The organism is Kribbella caucasensis (assembly GCF_004361855.1).
Lineage (GTDB): Bacteria > Actinomycetota > Actinomycetes > Propionibacteriales > Kribbellaceae > Kribbella > Kribbella caucasensis.
This window is the reverse complement of sequence record NZ_SNWQ01000044.1, coordinates 1-23,866: the sequence shown is the minus strand read 5'-3', so window position 1 is coordinate 23,866 and position 23,866 is coordinate 1. Positions and strand designations below refer to the sequence as shown.

The following is a 23,866-nucleotide window of genomic DNA, read 5'->3' as shown; positions in this document are numbered from 1 at the left end:
GGCTCGCCGGTTTTTCGTTGGTTCGCGGCGGTCCTGCTCCGGTCACAGCTCAGACAAGGACCGAACGCCATGACCACCATCAGCAAGACCTTCATCAACTTCTTCCTCGACCGCGGCCACATCCCGACCACCGGGTCCACGCTCATCCCGCGACTCGGTGATCCGGTGCTGTTCACCACCTCTGGGATGCATCCGCTGACGCCTTATCTGGAAGGCGAACCACATCCGCTGGGTCGCCGGCTCGTCGGGATCCAGCGATGTCTGCGCACCACGGATCTCGACGAGGTCGGCGACCCGACCCACCTGACCGTGTTCGAGATGCTCGGCTCCTGGTCGCTCGGCGACTACGGCAGCGAGCAGACGTTGCGCTGGGGATTCGAGCTGCTCCGGGACGGTTACGGGATCGATCCGGGACGGATGTACGTGACCGTGTTCGGCGGTGACGAGCAGGTCGGGCTCGACGAGGAGTCGCTGCGGACCTGGCAGTCGATCGGCGTCCCGATCGAGCTGACCACCGACGACAACTGGTGGTCGAACGGCCCGACCGGACCTTGCGGGCCCGACTCGGAGATCTTCGTCTGGACCGGCAACGGTTCGCCCGAGGGTACGCCGACCACGGACGACCGCTGGGTCGAGGTGTGGAACCACGTGATGATGCGCTACCGCAGGCTCGAGGACGGCTCGCTCGAACCGCTGGAGCAGCTCAACATCGACACCGGCCTGGGACTCGAGCGGCTGATGATGCTGCTGGAGGGCAAGAACTCGGTGTACGAGACGAGCCTGTTCGAGCCCTGGACGCGAACCGTGCCGGAGTTGTGGAAGCTCGACGAGGAGGACGAGCGGATCGTGATCGACCACCTCCGGTCCAGCATCGTGATCGTCGGCGACGGCGTGCATCCGTCGAACACCGGCCGCGGCTACGTCCTCCGCCGGCTGATCCGCCGGGTGCTGACGATCCTGTGGCGCACCGACGAGTCGCGCACCCTGTCCGACCTGCCGCTGGAGCTGTTCCAGGAGACGCTGGACCACTTCCACGAGGGCGAACTCGTCACGCTGGTTCGCCGGATCCTGATCGACGAGGAGATCCGGTTCACCAACCTGCTCGACCGCGGCCGCAAGGTGCTCAGCCACGACCGCTTCCGCAAGCCCCTCGACGACACCGACTTCGAGTACCTGCACGAGACCCACGGCCTGCCCAAAGACCTGGTGGTCAGCCTGCTGCCTTAGACACCGGCATCGGCGAGGTCGGCGTCGGGCCGGGTCGGCTGGGGGACCTCGGGCGGGGCGACCTTGCCCACGGAGGACTGGGCGACGAAGGCGCCGAGGAGCACGATGGCGCCGCCGATGATCTGGTTGGTGCGGAGGGTCTCGTTGAGCAGGATCCAGGCGAACAGGCTCGCCGCCACCACCTCGACGTACGCGACCGCACCCCCGATCGCGGCGGACAGGCGCTGTACGGCGGCGGCGCCGGCCAGGTACGCGATGACGGTGCTGACCACGATCAGCCAGGTCGCGAATACCCAGCCCGGCGCCGACCGCTCGCCGATCGCGATCGTGTCGGTCAGCGCGTTCCACGGGATGGCCCACGGCGCGGAGATCGCGGTCAGCAGGAGCGCACCGACGACGCTGCCCGCGGCCGTCATCACCAACGGATCGGCGACACCGGTCAACTTGTCGATCAGGATGAAGTACGTCGCCTGGCACGCGGCTGCGCCGAGTCCGGCGAGCAGGCCGACCAGGTCGAGCTGCAATCCGGACCAGATCTCCACCACGGTCGCCAGCCCGATGAGCGCGATCCCGACGCCGAGTGCGGCCGACTTCGGTACGGCGACCTTGCGGCCGAACTTCAGCCACGCGACCACCAGCACGGGCCCGGAGAACTCCAGCAGGATCGCGACGCCCACAGGCAGCCGACTGGCCGCGATGAAGAACAGCGTCTGGCAGCCGGCGATCCCGGTCAGTCCGTAGAGTACGAGCTGCGGCCAGGACGCCCGCGCGGCCCGGATCCCGGCGCTGCCGCGGAAGATCAGCACCAGCGGCACGAGCAACGCGGCGGCGCCCAGGATCCGCAGCCAGGCCGCCTGCTGAGGCGACAGCCCGGCCCCGATCAGCGCCTTCGCGAACGGCCCCGACCCGCCGAAGGTGATCGCCGAGAAGATCGCGAACCCCAACCCAGCCGACTTCACCCGCGCAGCGTCCTTGTACATGGGCATAACACTCTCACACTCATTACATGCCGTCGACCCGGTATCTCGGCGGCTGGTCAGAGGCGGCTGGTCAGAGGGGGCTGGTCAGAGCACGTTGACGGCGCGGGCGGCGACGACGGCGATGGTGAGCAGAGAGATCCCGGACTGGATCGCCATCAGGGTCTTGACCCGGGCCGAGAGCGGCATCGTGTCGGTGGGGCTGAAGGCGGTCCCGGTGGTGAAGGCGACGAAGAGGTAGTCGGTGAAGCCGGGCAGCCAGCCGCTCCAGCCGGGGATGTCGGCCGTCATCTGCGGGAAGAGCAGGTCGGGGCGTTCGGCCGGACGATCGTGTTCGGGGGCGCGGGCGAACGGTCCGCCACGATCGATCTCCCAGTAGCCGACCGCGAACGCGACCACGTTCGTGACCCAGATCAGCAGCGCCGCCTTGACCAGCACCGCGCCGTCGCTGGCCTCACCGTTGGTCAGGTAGACGATCAGTCCGGTCAGGTAGACCGCGTTGACCGCGACGAGAACCGCGAGCAGCACCAATTCGATCCACCGCAACCACGGCTCGTCCCGGCGCAGATGGAACGGGTTGGTCCACACCAGCGGTACCAGCATCGCCGCCCCCAACGCCGGCAGCACCCACCGCGGCAGGGCCAGCACCTCGGCCGGCACGATCAACTGCAGCACAAGCACCGCCACCACAGCCAGCGATGCCGGCCACCGACGCGTGTGCTTACTCCCCACCATCTGGTCCACGCCAGCATTCTGACCCGTCGAGCACTTCAACCGACGGAGGCGTCGACTACGGCCTGCCCGATCTCGGTCCGCCGGTAGTGCACCTGATGCCCCGTACCAGTGTCGGTTGGTAGCTGGGGGCAACGACCGCGACGATGTACGGCCAGGCGAACGCCCCTGGTACCAGGAGCAGACCTCGCCCGGTGAGCTCGCGATCCGGTTCGCGCGGGCGAGCTCGGTCGAGAACTTCGCCCGGGACGCCTTCGGTGGTGGGGTGAGGAAGTCAGGCGTGAAACCGACCCGCCCGGCACCCTCGGCACCGCCATCACCCTGTACCTCGCCCGCAGGGCGCTCCGCTGACAAGCCTCACCAGGCCTGCCATACCCTGGCGGTTATGCCGGAACCGGAGATCCGCGAACTGCGCTACTTCCGTGCCGTCGCCGAGGACCTGAACATCACCCGCGCCGCCGAGCGGCTCGGAATCGCCCAACCGCCGCTGTCCCGGGCCATGCGCCAACTAGAACGCCGCCTCGGTGTCGACCTCTTCGACCGCAGCGATGCGCGCCTCTCGCTTACCGAAGCCGGGGAAACCCTGGTCAAGGAGGCAGCCGTGGTCCTGGACGCCCTCGAATCCGCGGTACGCCGGACGCAGGCAGCCGTCAGGCACTCGACCGAACAACCAGGGGGGCGATCACCAGCTGACCCGGCTGATCCGGGTCTCCGCTGATCTCCCGCAACGCCCGGTCGAACAAGCAGGCCGCGATGTCGCGCAACGGGATCCGCGCAGTCGTCAGCGGCGTGTCGAGCATGCTGGCGAACGGGAAGTCGTTGAACCCGGTAACGGCGACGTCCTGCCCGACCTTCACCCCGCGCCGTTGCAGGGCACGCATGGCGACCACAGCGAAGGCGTCGTTGTCGGCCACGAAGACATCCGGGTGATCCGCGCGGTCGAGCGCCGCCAGCACGTAGTCGCCGACCGCGGACAGATCATCGAAGGACTGGATCGAGTGCGGTGAGGTGAACTCCTGCAGGAATCCCTCCTGCCTCTGGTGCACCCACGGCAGGCTGCTGCCGGTGGCCAGGTACGCCGCCCGCTGCCGTCCGGTCGATCGCAGGTGCCGGCCAATCGCGGCCATCGAGGCGACGTTGTCGACGTCGACCCAGCACTGCCGCTGGCCGTGCCCGGTCCGGCCAAAGGCGACGAAGGGGAAGCCGCGGTTGCTGAGGAACTCCAGCCGTGGATCGTGCGGCATGGTCTCGATCACGACGATCGCGTCCACCTGCCGGGCCGCGATCAGCTTCTCGTACACGGCGATCTCGGTCGCGCCCTCAGTCGGAGTGGTCACGTGCACGCCGTACCCGGCGACCGCCGCGGCCTTCACGAGTCCACCGAGCAGCCCGTGCAGGAATCCGACCAGGCCAGGGTTCTGGTCGGCGAAGTTGTCGTCCTCCAGGTAGAGCGGCAGGCCGATCACCTGGCTCCGGCCGGACGACAGGGCCCGGGCCGCGTGATTCGGCGTATACCCGAGCTCGTCGATCGCGGCCCGCACGGTGCGTACGGTCTGCTCACTCACCCGGTGCGGCGCGTTCAGCACGTTCGACACCGTCATCGCGGACACACCCGCTCGCTGGGCCACGTCAGCCACCGTGGTCCGCCGCATGGGCTTCTTCCGCTCGACCATCCGGTCCCCCTTCATCAGACCCGCTCGATCCGGGCCACCCCACCGACCGGTACGTCGATCGCCCACAGCCCGGCCGGCGGCGTCACCGTCGTACGGGACACCTCGTCGCCCGAGCAGTCCGACACTACGAGCTCGACGGGTGCAGAGCCGGCGCCTTCCAGTAGGACCAGAGCCTCGTTGCCCCCGTTGACCAGCAGCATCACCTCGGTCGGCGCGGCCAAACGCACGATCGGGTTGGAGTAGACCGCGACGATCGTCTTGTCCACGGAGATCGCCGCGACCTGCGTGTACCGCGCATCAGGTCGCACCGGATTCAGTACGCCGTGCAGCAACGTGTCCGAGTGGTCGCGCATGAACTCGAGCCAGAACCGCACCACGCGCTCGTGCTCGGCCGACAACAACGCGAGGTCGACCGACACCTGCGGCGTACTGAACAAGACCCCGACGAACTGCTGCGCGACGGCGACAGCAGGGGCGTCCGGGTGCCACATCAGCATGTCGGAGTGGACCGCGCGGTCGCCGGCGAGCAGTCGGGCGTCGACAGTACGGACCCTGTTCTCCACCGCGTCCATCGCGCAGTCACCCGCGCGGAGGAAGGTGCCGAACTGCCAGAGCCGTGGGTTCACGTAGTCCTGCCGGAACTCGATCAGCAGCTCGGGCCGCAACCTGCGCAGCTCCGCGGTGATCGCGGTGAGGATCAACTCGACTCCTTCGTCAACCGTCTCGCAGTCGCCGTCCGGGACAGGGGCCGGATTCGGCCAGGCCCAGGTGTCGAGGAAGTCGATCTTGATTCCGTCGACGCCCCAGTCCCGCACCGGCCGGACGCAGCACTCGACGATGTGCTCGCGCACCTCGGGGAAGCGCGGGTCGAGCACCGACGCGCTCAGCCCGTCGACGTACCCGAGGGTGCGGTCCTTGAACCGGTCCCACGCCTTCGAATGCGCCCCGATCAACGGCGGCGCGATCCACAGGACATACGCCAACCCGTGTTCGTGCACCCGCCGCACATGCTCCGCCATGTCCGGGAACGTGCTGCTCGTCGGCTCCCAGTCCCCACAATGCGCATATCCCCGCGCTGTGTCGTCGGTCTGCCAGCCGTCGTCCACGATCACCGCCCTGCACCCGTACTGCGCGCCTGCGGCGGCGTGGTGCTCGACCGATTCCGCGGAGACGTGCTGGTGGTCGCTGTACCAGGTCGAGTACATCGGCTGCCGGGCAAACTCGGGCACCGGCGCGATCCGGTCGCCCGACTCGGCCGTCCACTCATCGGTGACGCCTCGCAGGGCGTCGGCGAAGTGCAACCCGCGCAGGTCGATCCGCAGGACGAACCGTTGGACCCCGTCGACCTGCTCCACGTCGTCGACGGTCAACTGGATCAACTGCTCGGCGGTCTCCTCATTCACTCCGACGGCGAAATCGCAGCCGCGCACGCTCGACGACAACGAGATCGTGCACGGGCTGACGTCGTCGGCCGCGACGAACGAGGCCACCGGCGCCGACCGAACCGACCGGATGTCGCGATGCGAACCCCAGTCGGTCGGCAGTTCCCGATGTGAACCCTGCGTCGCGCGCCAGAGCGTGACCGCCGAATGGACCGGCCAGGTCCAGCGGATGTAGACCGGCTGCCCAGCGCTCACCACCGCGTAGCGCAGTACGCCAGGATCTTCGCCGGCGAGCTCGGCCACGGTCGCGCCGGGCGAGACCGTACCGGTCCGGCGGACGGTCCCGTCGGGGGAGTAAAGCACGAATTCGGCCGGCGGCGGAGCGGACGTCATGACGAGACTATAGCGGTAAAATCTCTGCCGCCCTAGATATTGACGCGGCCGGATCCGGTGCCTAATTTTAGCGCTAATAGTCGATTCCGGAAGGTGGCCTGGAATGTCCGAGCTGACCGTCACATCGGACAACGCCTTCGTTGCGGAGGGCTTCGCCTGGGCTAAGAAGCGAGCGCTCGCCTGGGTCCAGACGGACGCCGCGGCGGGCAATCTGCCGTCGTACTGGGCCGGGTATCCGTCCCGGCAGATGTTCTACTCGCGGGACGTCTGCCATCAGGCCGTCGGTGCGCACCTGCTCGGCCTGGACGCGGAGAACTTCGCGATGCTGCGGCATTTCGCCCGGTCGGCGACGGTGTCGCGGAAGTGGTACCCGCTGTGGGCGTTCCACTTCGACGGCAGCATCGCGGCGCTCGACTACCACTCCGACGACCACTTCGTGCGGGAGATCCCCGCGGTGTTCGACCTGACCTACCGATCGCTGGAGCAGTACGGCTGGACCGGCGACCGGCAATGGATCGACGACCCCGACCTGGCGGCGTACTACGTCCGCTCGGTCGAGGACTTCGTCGCCGCGCACGACAGCGACGGCGACGGTCTGCCAGAAGCGTCCGGCACCGGCGACATCTTCGCCGGCACCGCGACCTACAACGAGCACAGCGACGCACCGCTGATCGTGGCGTCCGACGGGCTCGCGCTGCATTACGCGGCTCTGAACGCCGTCGCCCGACATCATGGCGACGGATATCGCGCCAGGGCGGTCGCGATTCAGGAGGAGTTCCTGGCGAACTGGTGGGATGAGTCGCTGGGGCGGTTCGCCCGTGGTCGGACACTCGGCGGGGGGTTCGATTTCGGCTGGGGGCTGGAGTCGAGCTGGATCGTGCCGATGACCGGGCTGAGCGGGGACGGCGTACAGAACGAGCGGTTCCTGAACTACATCGAGGAGCAGCTCGAGCTCAGTCCGCCGGCGAACATCGAGGCGTCCAGCTACCTGCCGGAGGTGTTCTTCCGGCATGGCCGGGACGAGTCGGCCTGGCGGTGGCTGCGGCACCTGATCGACAGCCGGGACGACTATCCGGAGATCTCCTTCACCGTTGTCCAGTACCTGGTGGCGGGACTGCTGGGGATCCAGCCGGACGCGGCGTCGGCATACCTGACCATCGAATCCCACCTGCCGGCCGCGATCGGCCGGCTGACCGCCGACCACGTGCGGGTCGGCGAGTGGGACCTACGCATCACCCAAGTTGGACGGCACACGACCGAGCTCACCGTGCACAGCGGGCCGGGGCCGCTCACGGTCTCGATCGGATCAGCCGGCACCTGGACCCTTGAACCCGGCCGGTCGGTCCGGGTGACCACTCAGACGAAGGACCCGTCATGAAGTTTCCCAATCTCCTCCGACGCAGCCTCCCGGCCGGCGCCGGGTTTGCCGCGCTCCTGCTCGCCGCGGGATGTGCGACCGGCAGTCAGCCGGCTGCCAACAGCAACAGTGGTTCCGCCGACATCAGCTTCTCTTTTTGGGGCACGAACTCCGAGGCCGCGTCGCTGAAGGCGATGGCGGCCGCCTTCGAACAGGCGAACCCGGGGACGAAGGTGACCACGAACTGGATCCAGTCCGACTACGAGCAGAAGATCCAGACCTCGATCGCGGCCGGCACCCAGTCGACCGTGCTGGAGATCAGCAACACCAGTCTGGCCGGATTCGCGCCGAGCTTCGCCGAGCAGCAGGTGGACCCGTCGAAGTACCTCCAGCCGAACATCTCCTCGGCGATGCAGTTCGAGGGCAAGTACTACGCGATGCCGTTCGCCGCCAAGCCGAAGGTGATGGCGATCAACGTCGACGCGTTCAAGGCGGCCGGTATCCCGTTGCCGAGTGCAACGACTCCGCTGACGCTGGCAGAGTTCCGCGACATCGCCGCCAAACTGTCCCGCGGTGAGGGCAAGGCGCGCGTATTCGGCTCCAGCAACCTGTGGTACCGGGGCTGGCTGACCGCGGCCGGCGGCGGCTTCTACAACGCCGACGCGACCGCCTGCACCTTCGGCGACTCGACCGGGGTGGAGACCGCGCAGTACGTGATCGGGATGCAGAAGGACCGGTACGCGCCGACCTCGGTGGACATCGAGGGGCAGGACCAGGCGCAGTGGTTCGCGGCCGGCCGGCTCGGCACCTTCAGCGACTTCGGCCCGTGGACCGTGGCCGACTTCGCGAAGATCAGCAAGCCGAACTGGACCCTGGTCCCGGTGCCCGGCAAGGGGTTCCCGATGGAGGTCGACGGGCTGGCGATCGCGAAGAACGCGACCGGCAAGCAGCTCGAGACGGCGAAGAAGTTCGTCGAGTTCGTCAGTACGCAGCAGGTGGCTCAGGACCTGCTGATCCAGGGCGGCACCGCGCTCGGCGTACCGATCATCGCCGCGTCGACGCCGACGCTGGAGAAGGTGCTGCCGGCCGATCGGAACCTGGCCGCGTTCACCACCGCGCTGAAGACCGGCGTGGTCGGCGTCTCGGTTCCGCGGGAGGCGCAGATCTCCGGCGACGCGGAGAAGGGAATGACCAGTTACACGGCGCTCGGCAGCGGCAAGGACGACGTGGCCAAGGTCCTGCCCGAGCTGAACGCCAAGTGCACCGACGCGCTCAAGCAGTGAGGACACCGTGAACCCGACCATCGGCTGGATCCGCCAGCTCGCGGAGTCCTGGCGTGTTCCCACCGCGCTGGTTCCGCTGGTCCCGTTCCTGCTGCTGTTGATCGCCCTGTACGCCGTCATCGGGCTGGCGGCGTACGGGGCGCTGCGGAAGTGGCCGCGGGCCGACAAGACGATCGCGTTCTGGCTGTTCATCTCGCCCTGGCTGATCGGGTTCCTGATGTTCACGGTCGGGCCGATGATCTCTTCGGTGTACGTCAGCCTGACCTCGTGGGACCTGATCACGCCGCCTCGGTTCGTCGGTTTCGCCAACTACAGTGAGGCTTTCCAGGATCCGCGGGTGGCTCAGGCGTTGAAGGTGACGCTGCTCTACGCGGTGCTCAGTGTGCCGCTGCAGACCGCTCTCGCCTTTCTGGTGGCGCTGCTGATGAACGTGGACCTGCCGGGGATCCGGTTGTTCAGGACCATCTGGTATCTGCCGAGTCTGGTGTCCGGGGTTGCTCAGATGGTGTTGTTCCTGTGGGTCTTCAATCCGCAGTACGGGCTGGCGAACGACGTTCTGGCGCGGGCCGGGATCCAGGGACCGGGCTGGTTCAGCGATGCGTCGTGGGCGCTGCCGACGGTGATCCTGATGAGCCTGTGGACGGTCGGCGGGGCGATGGTGATCTACCTGGCCGGGCTGAAGGACGTGCCGCTGACTCTGTACGAGGCGGCGGCCCTGGACGGGGCTGGGCTGGTGCGGCTGTTCTGGCACATCACGTTGCCGCAGCTCAGCCCGATCATCCTCTTCAACGTGCTGACCGGGATCATCGGCGCGCTGCAGATCTTCACCCAGGGCTTCATCGCCAACGGGGGACCGAAGGACTCGCTGCTGTTCTTCGTCTACTACCTGTACGAGAACGCGTTCCAGAACTTCCGGATGGGGTATGCGTCGGCGCTGGCCTGGATGCTGTTCGTCATCATCCTCGCCCTCACCGCCGTGACCGCCCGCGCGAGTGCGTTCGCCGTCTACTACGAAACCGACCTCGGCGGCCGCCGCCGTCGTCGTACGAGGAAGGGCTGACGTCATGGCTGTCCTTGTCGAAACCCGCCCGGCTTCCGAGCCTGTCGCCGTGCGCCGCGCGGATCGGCCCTTCTGGCGGCGAAACTTGCCGCTGACAGTGGTCCAGTACGTCCTCCTGGCGCTCGGGTCGCTCGCCTTCGTGTACCCGTTCCTCTGGATGATCGCCACGTCGTTGAGGTCGCTGGCGGGGGTCGGCAGTTCGGGCGCGAGCATCTGGCCGCGCGAGTTCCTCTGGGACAACTACACCCGTGCGCTGACCTCCTTTCCCTTCTGGCGCTACGCGTTGAACTCGGTGCTGACCACGCTGATCCCGATCGTCGGCACGGTCCTGTCCTGCTCGCTCGCCGGGTTCGCCTTCGCCCGGCTCCGGGTGCGATTCTCCGGCGTGATCTTCGCCGTCGTTCTCGCGACCATGCTGCTGCCGGGGGAGGTGACGATGGTGCCGCAGTTCATGCTCTTCAACAACCTGGGCATGATCGACACCCTCTACCCGCTGATCCTGCCGGCCTTCTTCGGTTCGCCGTTCTACATCTTCCTGTTCCGCCAGTTCTTCGCCCGGATGCCGTCAGAACTCGCCGACGCCGCAGTGGTGGACGGCTGCGGCTGGTTCCGGATGTTCCTGCTCGTCTACCTCCCGCTGGCCCGCCCCGCCGTCGTCGCCGTCTCGATCCTGCTGTTCATGGGCTACTGGAACAACTTCCTCGGCCCCGCCATCTACATCAACTCCGACCAGTGGAAGACCCTCCCACTGGCGCTGGCCGGCTTCCAATCCGTCAACGGCACCGACACCCCGTTGCTGATGGCAACCTCCGTCCTGATCACCCTCCCCTGCCTGGCCATCTTCTTCTTCGCCCAAAAACAAATCACCAACGGCATAACCTTCACGGGTGGGAGGTAGCGCTCTATCGTGAGTTCATGGTCGAGGAGGCGGCCGCGGGGACTGTCGGCGAGTTGGTGGTGGGCCGTCGGCGGAGGGCGTTCGTGGGGCGGCGGGGTGAAGTGGAACTCTTCCGGGATGCGCTCGCCGGCAGGTTCCGGGTGTTGCACGTGCACGGTCCGGGTGGGATCGGGAAGACCAGCCTGCTACGGATGTACGCCGACGTGGCCGCGGAGCTCGGCGTCAAGGTGGTGCACCTCGACGGGCGGGACCTGGAGCCGACGCCTCAGGCGGTACTCGACGTGCTGGGAGTGGGGACGATCGAGGAGGTCGGGGATTCGTTCGCGGGTGCGTCGGCGGCGGTCCTGCTCGTCGACACCTTCGAACAACTCGCCTCGCTGGACGACTGGTTCCGCAAGGACTTACTTCCCCGGATCCCCACCGGTGTCCTCACTGTGCTCGCCGGGCGTGAATCTCCGAGCCCGGCCTGGCGAACGGATCCCGGCTGGTGCGACCTGCTACGAGTGGTGCCGCTCCGGAATCTCGAGCCCCACGATTGCCGCGAGTACCTGCGCAGAAGGGGGGTGGCCGACGGGCTGCACGACCGCAGCATCCAGGTTAGTCACGGTCACCCGCTCGGGTTGTCGCTGCTCGCCGACGTGGTCGCCTCCGGCGGTGAAGCCGTCGACGATCCGCTGACGCCGGATCTCGTCGCGGCCCTGCTCCGCACCTTCGTCGATGTGTTTCCCAGTGGTCCGCGCCGTGCCGCGCTGGAGATCTGCGCGCTGGCCCGGTCGACGAGCGAGGCCCTGCTCCGGGACGGGCTCGGTGTCGCCGACGCCCACGAACTGTTCACCTGGCTCCGCGGGCTGTCGTTCATCGAGTCGGGTCCGGACGGGCTCGCTCCGCACGACCTGGCCCGCGAGGCGCTCGTCGCGGACCTGCGCTGGCGCGACCCGGACGAGTACGACCGGATCTTCCGCCGGATTCAGGACCACGTCATCGGTCGGCTGAAGGTGACGACCGGACGGCAGCAGCAACGTGTCCTGTACGACGCGAAGTACATGCATCGGCATCAGGGCGTCTCCCGCGGCTGGACGGATTGGGACACCTTCGGCCAGCACTATCCGGAGGCCGCCCGTCCCAGTGATCTGCCGGCGATCCTCGAGGTGCTCGACCGGTGGGAGGGGGTGGAGTCGGCGGCGATCGCCGAGCATTGGTGGCGGCTCCAGCCAGATGGCTTCCAGGTGGTGCGCCAGCAGGACGGCCGGATCCGCGGAGTTCTGGCCGCGATCGACCTGACCCGAGCCGACGAGGCCGAGCTCAGCGCCGATCCCGGTGCTCTCGCGGCTATGCGGTACGCCAGGGCCAACGTCCGCTCGCGGCCGGGAGACGTCCTCACCCAGTTGCGCTTCTGCCTGGACCGGGATGCGTATCAGGACGCGTCGCCGACGGTCAACATCGGTCCGGTGCTGTCGATCCAGCACTGGTTGCGGACACCGCGGCTCGCGGCTGACTTCCTCACTTTCCACGAGCCGGCGCGCCGGGACGAGTTCTTCGCCTTCTACGAGATTCCGCGTGCCGAAGGAGCTGATTTCGAGATCGGTGGACGGAGCTATGGTCTGTTCGTCCGGGACTTCCGGCGGTTGCCCCTCGACGACTGGCTCCGCGTCATGTTCGACCGGGACCTGGCCGGCGATCCCGGACCCGCCCAGCCACCGCCGGACGCAGTACCGGTGTTGTTGTCCCAGCCGGAGTTCGCTCGCGCAGTCCGCGAAGCGCTCCGCGATCTGCGTCACCCGGAGACCCTCGCACGCAACTCGTTGGTGCGGTCGCCGCTTGTCCTGGCCAATGCCGCCGGTCGTGAACCAGCCGATGTCCTGGCGACCCTGGTACGGCGTGCCGTCGAGCGGCTCGAGGACGAGGGGCGAGACCAGAAGCTGTACCGTGTGCTCGACCGGACCTACGTTCGGCCGGCCGCGACCCAGGAGCAGGCGGCGGAAGTGCTCGATCTCCCGCTCAGCACCTACAAGCGGCATCTCAAGCGCGGCATCGACCGGGTGGTCGCGGATCTGTGGCACAAGGAGCTCGGCATCCACTGAGCCGCGAATGGCCGGCGAATGGCCCATGAATGACCTGGATAGTGAGACCGGATCGTACGCACCCTTGCTCCACGAATACAGCGGAAGGAGGGGCGCCCGATGCACCCCGAGAACACGGCCGAGCAGGCCGGACACGGCGACCCGGCGTACGAGGCCTATGCGCGCGCTTTTGGTGGACTCCTCGACGAGTACGGCGTGGCCGCGAGCTCGTCGTTCGTCGAGGTCGGCCCGGCTGGGCGGATCTTCGTCACCCGGGTCGGCGCGGGAAAGCCGGTGGTGTTCCTGCACGGAACACCCGCGACGTCGGCCGTGTGGATTCCCCTCGTGGCCCGGCTGCGCGGCGTACAGGCGTATTTAGTGGATCGGCCAGGTCATGGGTTGTCAGATGCCTTCGACTACTCGGAGCTGACCGATCTGCGGTCCCACGCGGTGGACTTCGTCGAGGGTCTGCTGGACGCCCTCGGTCTGGATCAGGCCGTTGTCGCGGGCAACTCCCTGGGCGGTCTCTGGGCGCTGTGGACAGCGGCGGACCGGCCCTCTCGAGTATCGGCCGTCATCCAGGTCGGGGCCCCGCCCGGTCTGCTCAGCCCACGACTGCCGCGGATCTTTGGCCCGCTGTCGGTGCCCTGGATGGCCAAGCTGATGCGACGCCTCGACCCGCCGTCGCCGGGCGCGACCCGCCGATTCTTCAAACACATGGGCGATCCGCCGGCGCTGCTGAACGACAAGCTGATCCAGGCATTCACCGAGGCCCAGCGCCTGCCGAACGCGGAAGGCGGCATGGCCCACCTCGTCCAGCGCTTCGTCGAGTGGCCTGGCCGCTTCACCGACCGCCGCCTGTGGCTCGACTTCACGGACCTTGCCGAGATCCGCCAGCCGGTCCTGTTCCTGTGGGGCGCCCACGACTTCCTGGGCGACCTCACCTTCGCCCAGCGGGTCGTAACGGCCCTACCGAACGCCACCCTGATCCCAGCCGGCACCGGCCACCTACCCTGGCTCCAGGACCCCGCAGCCGTCGCTGCCGCAATCCAGTCCTTCTCAGCCAACTAGCCGCCAGGCGCCGGGACGATGGTCGGTCGGAGGTCGACCAATTCTGAGCCGATCGGCTCGAACCTGCGGTAGATCGGCTCGGTGACGATCAGGAGGCGGACCTGGATCTGATTGTGTCCGGTGCCACCGCCGATCATGGAGATGCCGTTCTCGGTGTTACGCATCAGGGCCTCGACGGCGGCGCGTGCTGGGGCGAGCTGGGCGGGCGTGTGGGGCGCAGTGGCCGGGCTCGCCGGGAAGAAGGCGTCGAAGTCCGGGGGTAGGTGTTGCTCGATCTGGATCTGGCCGTCGGACCAGGTGCCGATGATTGTGGCGTTGCCGTAGTAGTTGCCTGACGTCGTGCCGCCGTCGACCAGTTTGCTTGGGATCAGGCCGTGGACGGGGACTTTCAGGTTGTCTGAGCAGGCGATGGGGTCGGTGAGGGGGACGGCGGCTTGGCCGTGGAGGGTTGTGGCGCCGGTGGGGGAGATGACGAATTGGGCGGTGGCCCTGATTCGGTCGCCGTTGTGGACGATGAGGTGTTCCATCGCCGTCATGTTGTCGGTTTCAGTTGGGATTCGTGTCACGCGTCATGGACCCACGATAGGTACACGACTTGGCGACTGGGGGCTAACGTTGCCGGACGCTGTGTGCTTTAAGCGTTTCTGAAGGGGGGCTCGGACGCTGGGGTGAGAACCGTCACCCAGGGGCGGCGTACTGAGGGGGAGAAGATGAGATCCACGGGGGCAATCCGCGTGCTGCGTCGTGCGGCGGTTGGTGCGGGGGTGGTGTCGATCGCGGCCGGCGGACTGGCCGCGTTCGCCGAGGTCGCCGCGGACGAACCCGTACCGCTGATCAACGCCTGCGTCAATCGCGGCGTCCTCGGGGTCGCCAAAGGCACGGTCCGCATCGTCGACGGTCCTGGTCGCTGCACTTCGAACGAGGACCCGCTGATCTGGAATCAACGCGGCATCCAGGGCCTGACCGGTCCTATCGGCCCGACGGGCGCCACTGGTGCGACTGGCGCGACTGGAGCCACCGGTGCCCGGGGACCCCAAGGGCTGCAAGGCGTGCCGGGGCAGCCGGGCGAGCGCGGGCTGCAAGGCGAGCAAGGGATTCCGGGTCCGCAGGGTGTCGCCGGCCGCGACGGTGCCCCGGGCGCGACCGGTGTCTCCGGTTACCAGATCGTCGACACGGGCAACTCGATCTCGGCCCGGGGCATCATCAGTACGACCTCCCGCTGCCCGGACGGCAAGGTGGTTCTCGGCGGTGGCTTCTACGGCCAGAACGCGATCGACCTCGAAGTCATGTCGACCCGCCCCAACGGCACCTGGGGCTGGGAGGTCACCCTCCGGAACACCGGCACCGCCATCAGGGGAGTGGCGATCTACGCCATCTGCGCAACGATGGGCTGATCCTCAGGCTATGGTTTCCTTGCCGTCCTCGACGGTGAACTCGGGGCCGGTGGTGAACGGGGTCGGGGTGAGGGCCGTGTACGTCGCGCCGGTGGACGTCGTACGGGAGTCGGTGACGGTGAAACCTGACGCCGGCATGCCGTCGGTGAAGATGCGCTTGCCTTCGCCGACGACCACGGGGAAGACGATCAGGCGGTACTCGTCGATCAGGCCGGCTGTGTGCAGGTCTCGGGCGAGTTGGCAGCTGCCGTGGATCTGGAGTTCGTCGCCGGGCTCCTCCTTCAGTGCCCGCACCCGCTCGACGACGTCGTCCGACAGCACCGTCGTGTGCTGCCACTCCGGATCGGTCAGCGTCCGCGAGGCGACGTACTTCGTCAGCCCGTTGAGCTTCTCGGCCACGATGTTGTCCGGGTCGGTCACTCGCCGGAAATTGGCTAGAAGGCGTAGGGGCCGAAGCGGGCCCAGGCGACGGTTGCCGCGAGGGCGGCCAGCGCGAGGTTGGGTGCGAGCATCGGAAGCTCGTGGCGGCGGGTGTGGACGATTGCGGCGCCGATCATCATCGCGGCCAGGCCCAGGGCGGCGAGCGGTACGAAGACCGGTGCGATGTCGAGTAGGGCCGGGAGAGTGAGGCCGATTGCGGCGGCGACCTGCAGGGTGCCCATGGCCTTGATGGCGTTGGGGGAGAAGTCCTCCGCCCAGCGGGTCATCGCCGAGGCGGCGAGTTTCTCCTTCGGTTGGGCGAGTTTCAGCAGGCCGTTGGCCAGGAACACGGCGGCGAGCAGGCTCGCGATGATCCACAGGACGACGTTCATGGACGGTCACCTCCCTCAGCGCCGGCCTCGAGGTTGTGGATCAGCCGCGCTGTCAGTTTCAGGTAGTTGGCGGTCTCCGCGTCGGTGAGCCCGGCCGTGGCCGAGGCGTTCACCGAGCGGGCGGCGGCGATGAGGTCGTGTTCGACGGCTCGGGCCTGATCGGTCAGGTGGACCCGGATCCGTCGACGGTCGTCCGGGTCCGGAACGCAGTTGACGAGGCCGTCGCGCTGCATGCGCTGCAGGGTTTTCGCCATCGTGGCCTGCTCGATCTGGACCCGGTCGCACAGTTCGCGCTGCGTCAGGCCGTCTTGTTCGAACAGCGCGAGCAACTGGGCGAACTGCCCTGGGACAACGCCGTACGGCGCGATGCGGGTGGCGAGGCCTTGTGCGAGCAGGCGGGCGAGATGGTTCACCTGATAGCCCAGCGACTCCTCGCGTGAGAACACATCGGTCATGTCGAATCCAATCCAATAGCTTGCTATGAGTTTTACATAGCAAGCTATGGAATGCAAGACGCCGAGGCCGACGTGGGGTGGGAGGTGGGTGAGGCCTACTTGGCGTAGAGGGCTTCTACGTCGGCTTCGTGCTTCTGCATCACGATGTGACGGCGGAGGGAGAGTTTGAGCGAGAGTTCGCCGTTCTCCTGGGTCCAGTCGGTGGGCAGGACGGTGAACTTCCGGATCGCCTCGGCCTTGGAGACGCTCGCGTTGGCGTCGTCGACCGCCGCCTGGATCTCGGCGATCAGGTCGGCGTCGGTGCTGAGGATCTTGATGTCGTCGGGCTTGTCGTGGGAGCGGGCCCACGGACCGACGGTTTCGGGGTCGAGGGTGACCAGGGCCGCGATGAAGGGTTTGCCGTCGCCGACCACCATGCACTGGCTGACCAAGGGGTGCTGGCGGATCCGGTCCTCGAGCACCGTGGGGGCGACGTTCTTGCCGCCGGCCGTGACCAGGATCTCCTTCTTGCGGCCGGTGATCTTGATGAATCCGTCGGCGTCGAACTCGCCCAGGTCGCCGGTGCGGAACCAGCCGTCGGCGTCGATCGCGGCCGCGGTGGCCTCGTCGTTCTTCCAGTAGCCGATCATCACCTGGCCGCCCTTGAAGCACAGCTCGCCGTCCTCGGCCACGCCGACGGTGACACCGGGCAGCGGCCGGCCGACGGTGCCGATGCGGACGTCGTCGGGCAGGTTGACCGACACGGCGGCGGTGGTCTCGGTCAGGCCGTAGCCCTCCAGCACCGGCACGCCGATGCCGCGGAAGAAGTGGCCGAGCCGCTCGCCGAGCGGGGCGCCGCCGGAGATCGCGTAGTCGACCTTGCCACCGAGGACGTTGCGCAGCTTGGCGTAGACGAGCCGGTCGAACAGCGCGTGCTTGGCCCTCAGGCCGAACCCGGCGCCACCCGTGTCCTGCGCCCGCGAGTAGGCGATCGCGGTCTCGGCCGCGGCGTCGAAGATCTTGCCCTTGCCGTCCGAGTGCGCCTTCTGGCTGGCGGAGTTGAACACCTTCTCGAACACCCGCGGCACGCTGAGGATGAAGGTCGGCTTGAACCCGCCGAGGTCGGCGACCAGGTTCTTCACGTCCGCGGTGTGGCCGAGCCGGACCCGCATCATCACGCAGCCGACCTGGATGATCCGGGCGAACACGTGGGACAGCGGCAGGAACAGCAGCGTGGACGCACCGTTCAGGTTGAACAGGTTGGGCAGCATCTTCACGGCGGAGCCGAGCTCGTCGAGGAAGTTCGCGTGGCTGATCTTGCAGCCCTTCGGCCGCCCGGTGGTACCCGATGTGTAGATCAGCGTCGCCAGGTCGGCCGGCGTCACCGCCGTACGGCGCTTGTCGAACTCGGCGTCGGTGACCTGCTGGCCGAGCACGGTGAGCTCGTCGACGGCGCCCGACTCGATCTGCCAGACCTCCTGCAGAGACGGGGCGTCGGCGCGGGCGGACTCCACCACGGCGCCGTGCGCGGCGTTCTCGACGATGGCGACGACGGCCTCGGAGTCGGTCAGGATCCACTGGATCTGGGACGACGAAGAGGTCTCGTAGATCGGCACCGTGACGGCGCCGATGCTCCAGATCGCGTAGTCGATCAGGGTCCACTCGTACCGCGTCGGGCTGAGCAGGGCGACCCGGTCACCGTGCTGCACGCCGGCCGCGATCAGGCCCTTCGCCACCCCGGTCACCTGACGGGCGAACTCCGCCGCCGTGATGTCGAGCCAGCCGCCGTCGGTTCGCCGGCTGAACACGGCGGTGTCAGGATGAGATGACGCGTTCGCCCACACGGCGTCGCTCAGCCCGCCGGTCGTCGGCAGCTCGATCACGGCTGGAACGGTGTACTCACGCATCCACGTCTCCTCAGTCGGGTCACGTTCGTCGACTCCGGCGCACGCTACAGTTCCTTACCCACAAGTAGCCAGATTTAGTGCGACCCAGGGAAATTCTGCACATGCCATCGCTCGACATCAGTTGCGACGACTTGGTCGTTGCTGATCCAGCCTACGTCGCCGAGCGGCTCGGCCTGGACACCCTCTGGCGCGAGTGGTGGCCGGAACTGGTCCTCACCCCGTACGAGCGCCGTGGTCCGGAGGGGGTCCGGTGGACCGTCACCGGCGCGGCGATCGGTACGGCGGAGTGGTGGCTCGAGCAGGTTCGCGACGGAGTGGTGGTGCACTGGTACCTGCGTGTCGACCCCGTCCGGAGTACCGGCCCGCGGCGGTTGCGCAGGCTGCAGGAGTCGTACGTCGCGCGGTACCGGGACAACATCTGGCGGTTCAAGGACGAGGTCGAGCGGGGCCGCGCGGCGGGCGAGCGCAGATCCGGCTGGGAACCCGCGATAGTCTCACCGGCAGCACAGCAAACGTCTCGGCAGCGGAGAGGTGATTCGATGGCAGAGCAGACCACCTCGACCATCGTCGTGAACGCGCCCCCGAAGGCGATCATGGCGGTGATCGCGGACTTCGAGGCGTACCCGGAATGGGCCGACTCGATGCGGGAGACCGAGGTGCTGTCGACCGACGAGGCCGGCCGGCCGAAACAGGTCCGGTTCAAGGTGGACGCGGGGGCGATCTCGGACGAGTACACGCTGGACTACGTCTGGTCCCGCAACGAGGTCACCTGGTCGCTGGTGCGGGCCAAGATGGTGAAGGGGATGGACGGTGCCTATGTACTGCGGGACGTCGGCGATGGGCAGACGGAAGTGACGTACCGGCTGGCGGTGGACGTGGCGATCCCGATGATCGGCATGCTCAAGCGCAAGGCCGAGAAGGTCATCATCGACACAGCCCTGAAGGGGCTCAAGAAGCGCGTCGAGTCCTGATTCGTGACCCGGGTTCTGCTGTACACAGGTAAAGGTGGCGTGGGGAAGACCACCTCCGCGGCCGGCACTGCCACGCTGGCCGCGCTGCGCGGGCTGCGCACGCTGGTGCTGTCGACCGATGCCGCGCACTCGCTGTCGGACGCGTTCGACAGCGAGGTGGGTCAGGAGCCGACTGAGATCGACGATCTGCTGTTCGTCCAGCAGATCGACACGCAGCGCCGGTTCGAGCGGTCCTGGGGTGACATCCAGGCGTACCTGCGGTCGGTGCTGCAGGTGGTCGGCGTCGACCCGATCGAGGCCGAGGAGCTGACCGTGCTGCCCGGCGCCGAGGAGGTGCTCGCGCTGCTCGAGGTGCGCGACCACGTCCGTTCTGGCCGGTGGGACGTGATCGTGGTCGACTGCGCGCCGACCGCCGAGACGCTGCGGCTGCTCGCGTTGCCGGAGGCACTGAGCTGGTACATGGACCGCATCTTCAACGCCGAGCGCAAGGTGGTCCGTACGTTCCGGCCGCTGCTCGGCAAGGCGTCGGGGCTGCCGATGCCGGACGACACGGTGTTCGACGCGTTGCGCCGTCTGCAGCGCGACCTGGCCGACATCCGGGCGCTGCTGACCGGGCCGGACGCGTCCGTGCGGCTGGTGCTGACCCCGGAAGCCGTGGTCGTCGCCGAGGCGCGGCGATCGCTGACGACCTTGTCGCTGTACGGGTACCGCGTGGACGGTGTGGTCGCGAACAGGGTGTTCCCGGCGGCCGGGGCCGACAACTGGCGGCGACAGTGGGTCGCGGCGCAGCGGGGGATCCTGGAGGATGTGGCGGACTCGTTCGGCCCGCTGCCGATCTGGGAATCGCCGTACCGGGCGTGTGAGCCGGTCGGGGTGGAGGAGCTGGCCGCGTTCGCGGTGGAGATGTACGGCGGGGACGACCCGTTCGCGCGGGCCTCGGACGCGACGTCGTTGCTGGTCGATCGGCATATCGACACCGACGGGCGGACGTACACGCTGACGTTGCCGTTGCCGTTGGCATCCGCCGCCGATCTGGAGCTGGCGCGGCATGGGGACGAGCTGATCATCACAGTCGGGTCGTACCGGCGGGTGATCCCGTTGCCGGGGGCGCTGGCGCGAGGTGTGGTCGCCGGGGCCCGGCTGGACGAGGGGCGGCTGCAGGTGCGGTTCGCGCCGCGGGAGCCGGCCGCGCGGTTCGGTGCGGCCGTGCCGGAACTTGATCTGCAACGGGCCGCGATGACGGAGGGCAGCAGGTGAGCAAGGAGTCCGTGGGGTCGGTGGCCGAGGAGGCCGCCAAACTCTTCGCCGTCCTCCAGCAGGCGACGCACACCCAAGGCGAGCCGGCTGGTGAGAAGCCGCACGAGCAGCCGGACGAAGTACCGGCTGGTGAGAAGCATGAGCATTCGCTGGGGCCGGATTGTCAGTGGTGTCCGGTCTGTCAGCTGATCCATCGGGTGCGGAACACGAGCCCGGAGACGATCGAGCATCTGTCGGCGGCCGCGGCCGGGGTGCTGGGGTCGGTGCGATCGTTGCTGGAGGCTGCGGCGGAGGCGGCCCGGCAGGCTCGGGTGGATGCTGAAGCGCGGGTTCAGGACAAGGCTCAGCAGGACAAGGACGGCCCAGCTCGGTCCTCGGTGGACCGGATCGACGTGAGTGAGGACCCCGAACCATGGGACTGAGCATCGGCATCGATGTCGGCGGGACCAAGATCGCGGCCGGTGTGGTCGGTGCCGACGGCAAGATCGGGGCCCGGTCACATCGCGACACCCCGGCGACTTCGGTCGACGAGACCGCGCAGGCGATCATCGACGCGGCCGCCGAGCTGATCGCGGAGCACAAGGTCGAGGCGGTCGGGATCGGCGCCGCCGGGTTCGTCTCCGCGGACCGGTCGACGGTGCTGTTCGCGCCGAACCTCGCCTGGCGGGACGAACCACTCGGCGAACGCGTCGGCGCGGCGCTCGGGGTCCCGGTCGTGGTGGAGAACGACGCGAACGCGGCTGCCTGGGGTGAGTTCGCGTTCGGCGCGGCCAAGGACGTCGAGCACATGGTCTGCCTGACGGTCGGCACCGGGATCGGCGGTGGCGTCGTGATCGATGGCGAGTTGCTCCGTGGTGCGCATGGTGTTGCCGCCGAGCTCGGCCACATGCGCGTCGTACCGGGTGGGCATCGGTGTGGTTGCGGTGCGCGCGGGTGCTGGGAGCAGTACGCGTCGGGGAGTGCCCTGGTCCGGGAGGGGCGGGCGCTGGCCGAGTCGGGTTCGCTGGCGGCGGCGCAGATGCTGAGCGTGTGCGGGATCACGGATTCCTCGGAGCTGAGCGGGCCGATGATCACGAAGGCCGCGGCTGCGGGCGATCCGTGTGCGGTCGAGCTGCTGGACGATCTCGGTCGCTGGCTGGGCGAGGGGCTGGCGAGTATCGCGACCCTGTTCGACCCGAGCACGATCGTGATCGGCGGTGGGGTGAGCGCGGCCAAGCAGTTGCTGGTGAAGTCGGCCCAGGTCGCGTTCGAGAAGAACCTGCCGGCCCGGTCGAACCGCCCGCACCCGTCCTTCGGGCTGGCCGAGCTCGGCAACGACGCCGGCATCATCGGCGCCGCCGACCTGGCCCGCAGGCGCGAGTCGGCCAGGTGAGCAGGCGGTCTCGTAGGCTGGGAGCTGCTGCAGGGGGTTCCGGGGGAACGGCGAGGAGGAGCGTGCGATGGCTCTGACACAGGCGTTGACGATCGGGATCGACATCGGCGGGACCAAGGTGGCCGCCGGCGTGGTGGACCCGGAGGGCAACATCCTGGACCGGTTGCGCCGGGACACCCCGACGAAGGACCCGAAGGAGACCGAGGACGCGATCGCGGAGACCGTCCGCGATCTGGAGTCACGGCATGACGTGATCGCGGTCGGCATCGGCGCCGCCGGATTCGTCGATGGGACCAGGTCGTCGGTGCTGTTCGCGCCACACCTCGCCTGGCGGCACGAGCCGCTCCGGGACGCGGTCGAGCGTCGGCTGGGCCTGCCGGTGGTGGTGGAGAACGACGCGAACGCGGCTGCCTGGTCGGAGTGGCGGTTCGGTGGTGGGCAGGGCGAGAGTCACCTGGTCTGCGTCACCCTCGGCACCGGAATCGGCGGCGCGATCCTCAACGACGGGGCTCTGCAGCGCGGCAAGTTCGGCATCGCGGGCGAGTTCGGGCACATGCAGGTGGTGCCGGGCGGGCATCGGTGCGAGTGCGGTAACCGCGGCTGCTGGGAGCAGTACGCGTCGGGCAACGCGCTGACCCGCGAGGCGCGCGAGCTGGCCCTGTCCGGTTCGCCGGTCGCGCACAACCTGCTCCGGCGGGCCGACGGCGACCCGCGCAACATCAACGGCCCGATGGTCACCGAGCTGGCGAAGGACGGCGACCCGGTCGCGGTCGAGCTGCTCGAGGACGTCGGCCGCTGGCTCGGCATCGGCCTGGCGAACCTCGCTGCCGCGCTCGACCCGGGGACGTTCGTGATCGGTGGCGGCGTCTCGGATGCTGGGGAGTTGCTGCTGGCACCGGCCCGGGAGGCGTTCAAGCGGACGTTGACCGGTCGTGGGTTCCGTCCGGAGGCGCGGATCGTTCGTGCTGTGCTCGGTCCCGAGGCTGGGTTGGTCGGCGCGGCTGACCTGGCGCGTGAAGAGGCGACCTGGTTGCGCCGGGTCCGGGTCAAGACGTCCGCGGTGACGGCGAAGACCGCGGCCCGCAGTGGTCGTTCGGCCCGGTTGGAGCGAGTAGCCCGGAAGACGGCCGGCCGGCGTACTGGCATGCGGGTGCCTGAGCCGGAGTCGTTGAAGGAGCCCACCGAGTTCGAGCTCAAGGAACCCGCCGAGCTCAAGGGTGACACCGAGGCTTGACGTCCTCCCCGTCCTGGAGCACGGGGATTCCAACCACTACGTGGAGGTAGCGTGTTGAGGTTCACGCTTCGGCGAGACCTGTGGTGGCGTCTCTCGGCGTGCGCTGACGGCCCGTCCGGCCGCGATGTTCACTGCCGCGTTCACGTCCGCGTTCGCCTGATGTCCGCAGGCTGCGCACCGGAACACCGCTTGGCTCTCGCGGTTCTCCGGTGCGCAGTGCCCACAGACGCTACAGGTCTGCGACGTGTACGCAGGATTCACCTTCTCCACCCGGCCTGCGGCCTTGTGCCCCAGCCGGGTCACCAGGCCGCCCCACCCGTTGGCCAGAATGCCCCGGTTCAGTCCGGTCTTGGCCCGGCGACGGTTCGGCAG

Annotated in this window: 24 protein-coding genes; 14 read left to right on the top strand and 10 right to left on the bottom strand. The window is 68.2% G+C overall.

Annotation, left to right across the window (positions count from 1 at the left end; all coding sequences use genetic code 11):
- Positions 1–69 precede the first annotated feature (69 nt).
- Complete coding sequence (locus tag EV643_RS42160) at positions 70–1,227, top strand: alanine--tRNA ligase-related protein (RefSeq protein WP_133805847.1); 1,158 nt, start codon at positions 70–72, stop codon at positions 1,225–1,227.
- On the opposite strand, the gene EV643_RS42155 is transcribed toward EV643_RS42160, so the two are convergent.
- Together EV643_RS42155 and EV643_RS42150 are read right to left on the bottom strand one after the other, a co-directional pair.
- On the bottom strand, positions 1,224–2,207 hold the full coding sequence (locus EV643_RS42155; RefSeq protein WP_238166189.1) for an EamA family transporter: 984 nt from the start codon (positions 2,205–2,207) through the stop codon (positions 1,224–1,226). The two genes, EV643_RS42160 and EV643_RS42155, sit on opposite strands and share 4 nt — an antisense overlap.
- Positions 2,208–2,291: 84 nt before the next feature.
- Positions 2,292–2,948 carry a DUF1345 domain-containing protein gene (locus EV643_RS42150; protein ID WP_202870041.1) on the bottom strand — a complete coding sequence of 219 codons (657 nt, stop codon included), beginning with the start codon at positions 2,946–2,948 and terminating at the stop codon, positions 2,292–2,294.
- Positions 2,949–3,321: 373 nt separating this feature from the next.
- Between EV643_RS42150 and EV643_RS46805 the strand changes: the two genes are divergently transcribed.
- On the top strand, positions 3,322–3,654 hold the full coding sequence (locus EV643_RS46805; RefSeq protein WP_305000431.1) for a LysR family transcriptional regulator: 333 nt from the start codon (positions 3,322–3,324) through the stop codon (positions 3,652–3,654).
- Here the strand turns inward: EV643_RS46805 and EV643_RS42140 are convergent.
- Together EV643_RS42140 and EV643_RS42135 are read right to left on the bottom strand one after the other, a co-directional pair.
- On the bottom strand, positions 3,587–4,609 hold the full coding sequence (locus tag EV643_RS42140; protein WP_166665788.1) for a LacI family DNA-binding transcriptional regulator: 1,023 nt from the start codon (positions 4,607–4,609) through the stop codon (positions 3,587–3,589). The two genes, EV643_RS46805 and EV643_RS42140, sit on opposite strands and share 68 nt — an antisense overlap.
- A 14-nt stretch (positions 4,610–4,623) precedes the next feature.
- On the bottom strand, positions 4,624–6,384 hold the full coding sequence (locus EV643_RS42135; protein WP_133805844.1) for a glycoside hydrolase family 36 protein: 1,761 nt from the start codon (positions 6,382–6,384) through the stop codon (positions 4,624–4,626).
- 103 nt (positions 6,385–6,487) lie between these two features.
- Here EV643_RS42135 and EV643_RS42130 point away from each other — a divergent pair, with 103 nt between their 5' ends.
- From EV643_RS42130 to EV643_RS42105, 6 genes are all read left to right on the top strand, one after another.
- On the top strand, positions 6,488–7,762 hold the full coding sequence (locus EV643_RS42130) for a hypothetical protein (protein WP_133805843.1): 1,275 nt from the start codon (positions 6,488–6,490) through the stop codon (positions 7,760–7,762).
- Entirely contained in the window at positions 7,759–9,024 is a 1,266-nt protein-coding gene (locus EV643_RS42125; protein ID WP_133805842.1) for an extracellular solute-binding protein, read from the top strand. Before EV643_RS42130 ends, EV643_RS42125 begins: the two co-directional genes overlap by 4 nt.
- A 7-nt stretch (positions 9,025–9,031) precedes the next feature.
- Positions 9,032–10,084, top strand: coding sequence for a carbohydrate ABC transporter permease (locus EV643_RS42120; protein ID WP_202870040.1), 1,053 nt, complete (start codon positions 9,032–9,034; stop codon positions 10,082–10,084).
- 4 nt (positions 10,085–10,088) lie between these two features.
- Positions 10,089–10,982: a carbohydrate ABC transporter permease gene (locus tag EV643_RS42115; protein WP_133805841.1), complete on the top strand. Its 894-nt coding sequence runs from the start codon at positions 10,089–10,091 to the stop codon at positions 10,980–10,982.
- Between the two features lie 17 nt (positions 10,983–10,999).
- The gene (locus EV643_RS42110) at positions 11,000–13,063 is read left to right on the top strand and encodes a thioesterase domain-containing protein (RefSeq protein ID WP_133805840.1); all 2,064 of its coding nucleotides are present in this window, start codon (positions 11,000–11,002) and stop codon (positions 13,061–13,063) included.
- 99 nt (positions 13,064–13,162) lie between these two features.
- Positions 13,163–14,113, top strand: a complete 951-nt coding sequence (locus EV643_RS42105; protein WP_133805839.1) for an alpha/beta fold hydrolase — start codon at positions 13,163–13,165, stop codon at positions 14,111–14,113.
- Here the strand turns inward: EV643_RS42105 and EV643_RS42100 are convergent.
- Positions 14,110–14,640: a hypothetical protein gene (locus tag EV643_RS42100; protein ID WP_133805838.1), complete on the bottom strand. Its 531-nt coding sequence runs from the start codon at positions 14,638–14,640 to the stop codon at positions 14,110–14,112. The two genes, EV643_RS42105 and EV643_RS42100, sit on opposite strands and share 4 nt — an antisense overlap.
- A gap of 183 nt (positions 14,641–14,823) precedes the next feature.
- On the opposite strand from EV643_RS42100, the gene EV643_RS46800 reads away from it, so the two are divergent.
- A complete protein-coding gene (locus tag EV643_RS46800; protein ID WP_133805837.1) occupies positions 14,824–15,507 on the top strand; it encodes a collagen-like protein in 684 nt (227 codons plus the stop codon).
- 3 nt (positions 15,508–15,510) lie between these two features.
- Here EV643_RS46800 and EV643_RS42090 read toward each other — a convergent pair whose 3' ends face one another.
- The 4 genes from EV643_RS42090 to EV643_RS42075 all read right to left on the bottom strand — a co-directional run bounded on the left by EV643_RS42090 (position 15,511) and on the right by EV643_RS42075 (position 18,660).
- The gene (locus EV643_RS42090; protein ID WP_238166188.1) at positions 15,511–15,927 is read right to left on the bottom strand and encodes a dihydrofolate reductase family protein; all 417 of its coding nucleotides are present in this window, start codon (positions 15,925–15,927) and stop codon (positions 15,511–15,513) included.
- 14 nt (positions 15,928–15,941) lie between these two features.
- The gene (locus EV643_RS42085) at positions 15,942–16,319 is read right to left on the bottom strand and encodes a DoxX family protein (RefSeq protein ID WP_133805836.1); all 378 of its coding nucleotides are present in this window, start codon (positions 16,317–16,319) and stop codon (positions 15,942–15,944) included.
- Entirely contained in the window at positions 16,316–16,774 is a 459-nt protein-coding gene (locus EV643_RS42080; protein WP_133805835.1) for a MarR family winged helix-turn-helix transcriptional regulator, read from the bottom strand. The genes EV643_RS42085 and EV643_RS42080 overlap by 4 nt, the downstream gene beginning before the upstream one ends.
- Before the next feature lie 95 nt (positions 16,775–16,869).
- Entirely contained in the window at positions 16,870–18,660 is a 1,791-nt protein-coding gene (locus EV643_RS42075; protein ID WP_133805834.1) for an AMP-dependent synthetase/ligase, read from the bottom strand.
- 101 nt (positions 18,661–18,761) lie between these two features.
- Here EV643_RS42075 and EV643_RS47140 point away from each other — a divergent pair, with 101 nt between their 5' ends.
- The 5 genes from EV643_RS47140 to EV643_RS42050 all read left to right on the top strand — a co-directional run bounded on the left by EV643_RS47140 (position 18,762) and on the right by EV643_RS42050 (position 23,494).
- A complete protein-coding gene (locus EV643_RS47140) occupies positions 18,762–19,631 on the top strand; it encodes an SRPBCC family protein (protein WP_238166187.1) in 870 nt (289 codons plus the stop codon).
- 3 nt (positions 19,632–19,634) lie between these two features.
- Positions 19,635–20,888, top strand: coding sequence for an ArsA family ATPase (locus EV643_RS42065; RefSeq protein ID WP_202870039.1), 1,254 nt, complete (start codon positions 19,635–19,637; stop codon positions 20,886–20,888).
- Positions 20,885–21,310, top strand: a complete 426-nt coding sequence (locus tag EV643_RS42060; protein WP_133805833.1) for a hypothetical protein — start codon at positions 20,885–20,887, stop codon at positions 21,308–21,310. Before EV643_RS42065 ends, EV643_RS42060 begins: the two co-directional genes overlap by 4 nt.
- Positions 21,301–22,260: an ROK family glucokinase gene (locus EV643_RS42055; protein WP_133805832.1), complete on the top strand. Its 960-nt coding sequence runs from the start codon at positions 21,301–21,303 to the stop codon at positions 22,258–22,260. The genes EV643_RS42060 and EV643_RS42055 overlap by 10 nt, the downstream gene beginning before the upstream one ends.
- A gap of 67 nt (positions 22,261–22,327) precedes the next feature.
- The gene (locus tag EV643_RS42050; protein WP_133805831.1) at positions 22,328–23,494 is read left to right on the top strand and encodes an ROK family glucokinase; all 1,167 of its coding nucleotides are present in this window, start codon (positions 22,328–22,330) and stop codon (positions 23,492–23,494) included.
- Positions 23,495–23,530: 36 nt separating this feature from the next.
- On the opposite strand, the gene EV643_RS42045 is transcribed toward EV643_RS42050, so the two are convergent.
- On the bottom strand, positions 23,531–23,866 hold a 336-nt coding region (locus EV643_RS42045; RefSeq protein WP_133805830.1), incomplete at its 5' end, for a zinc ribbon domain-containing protein.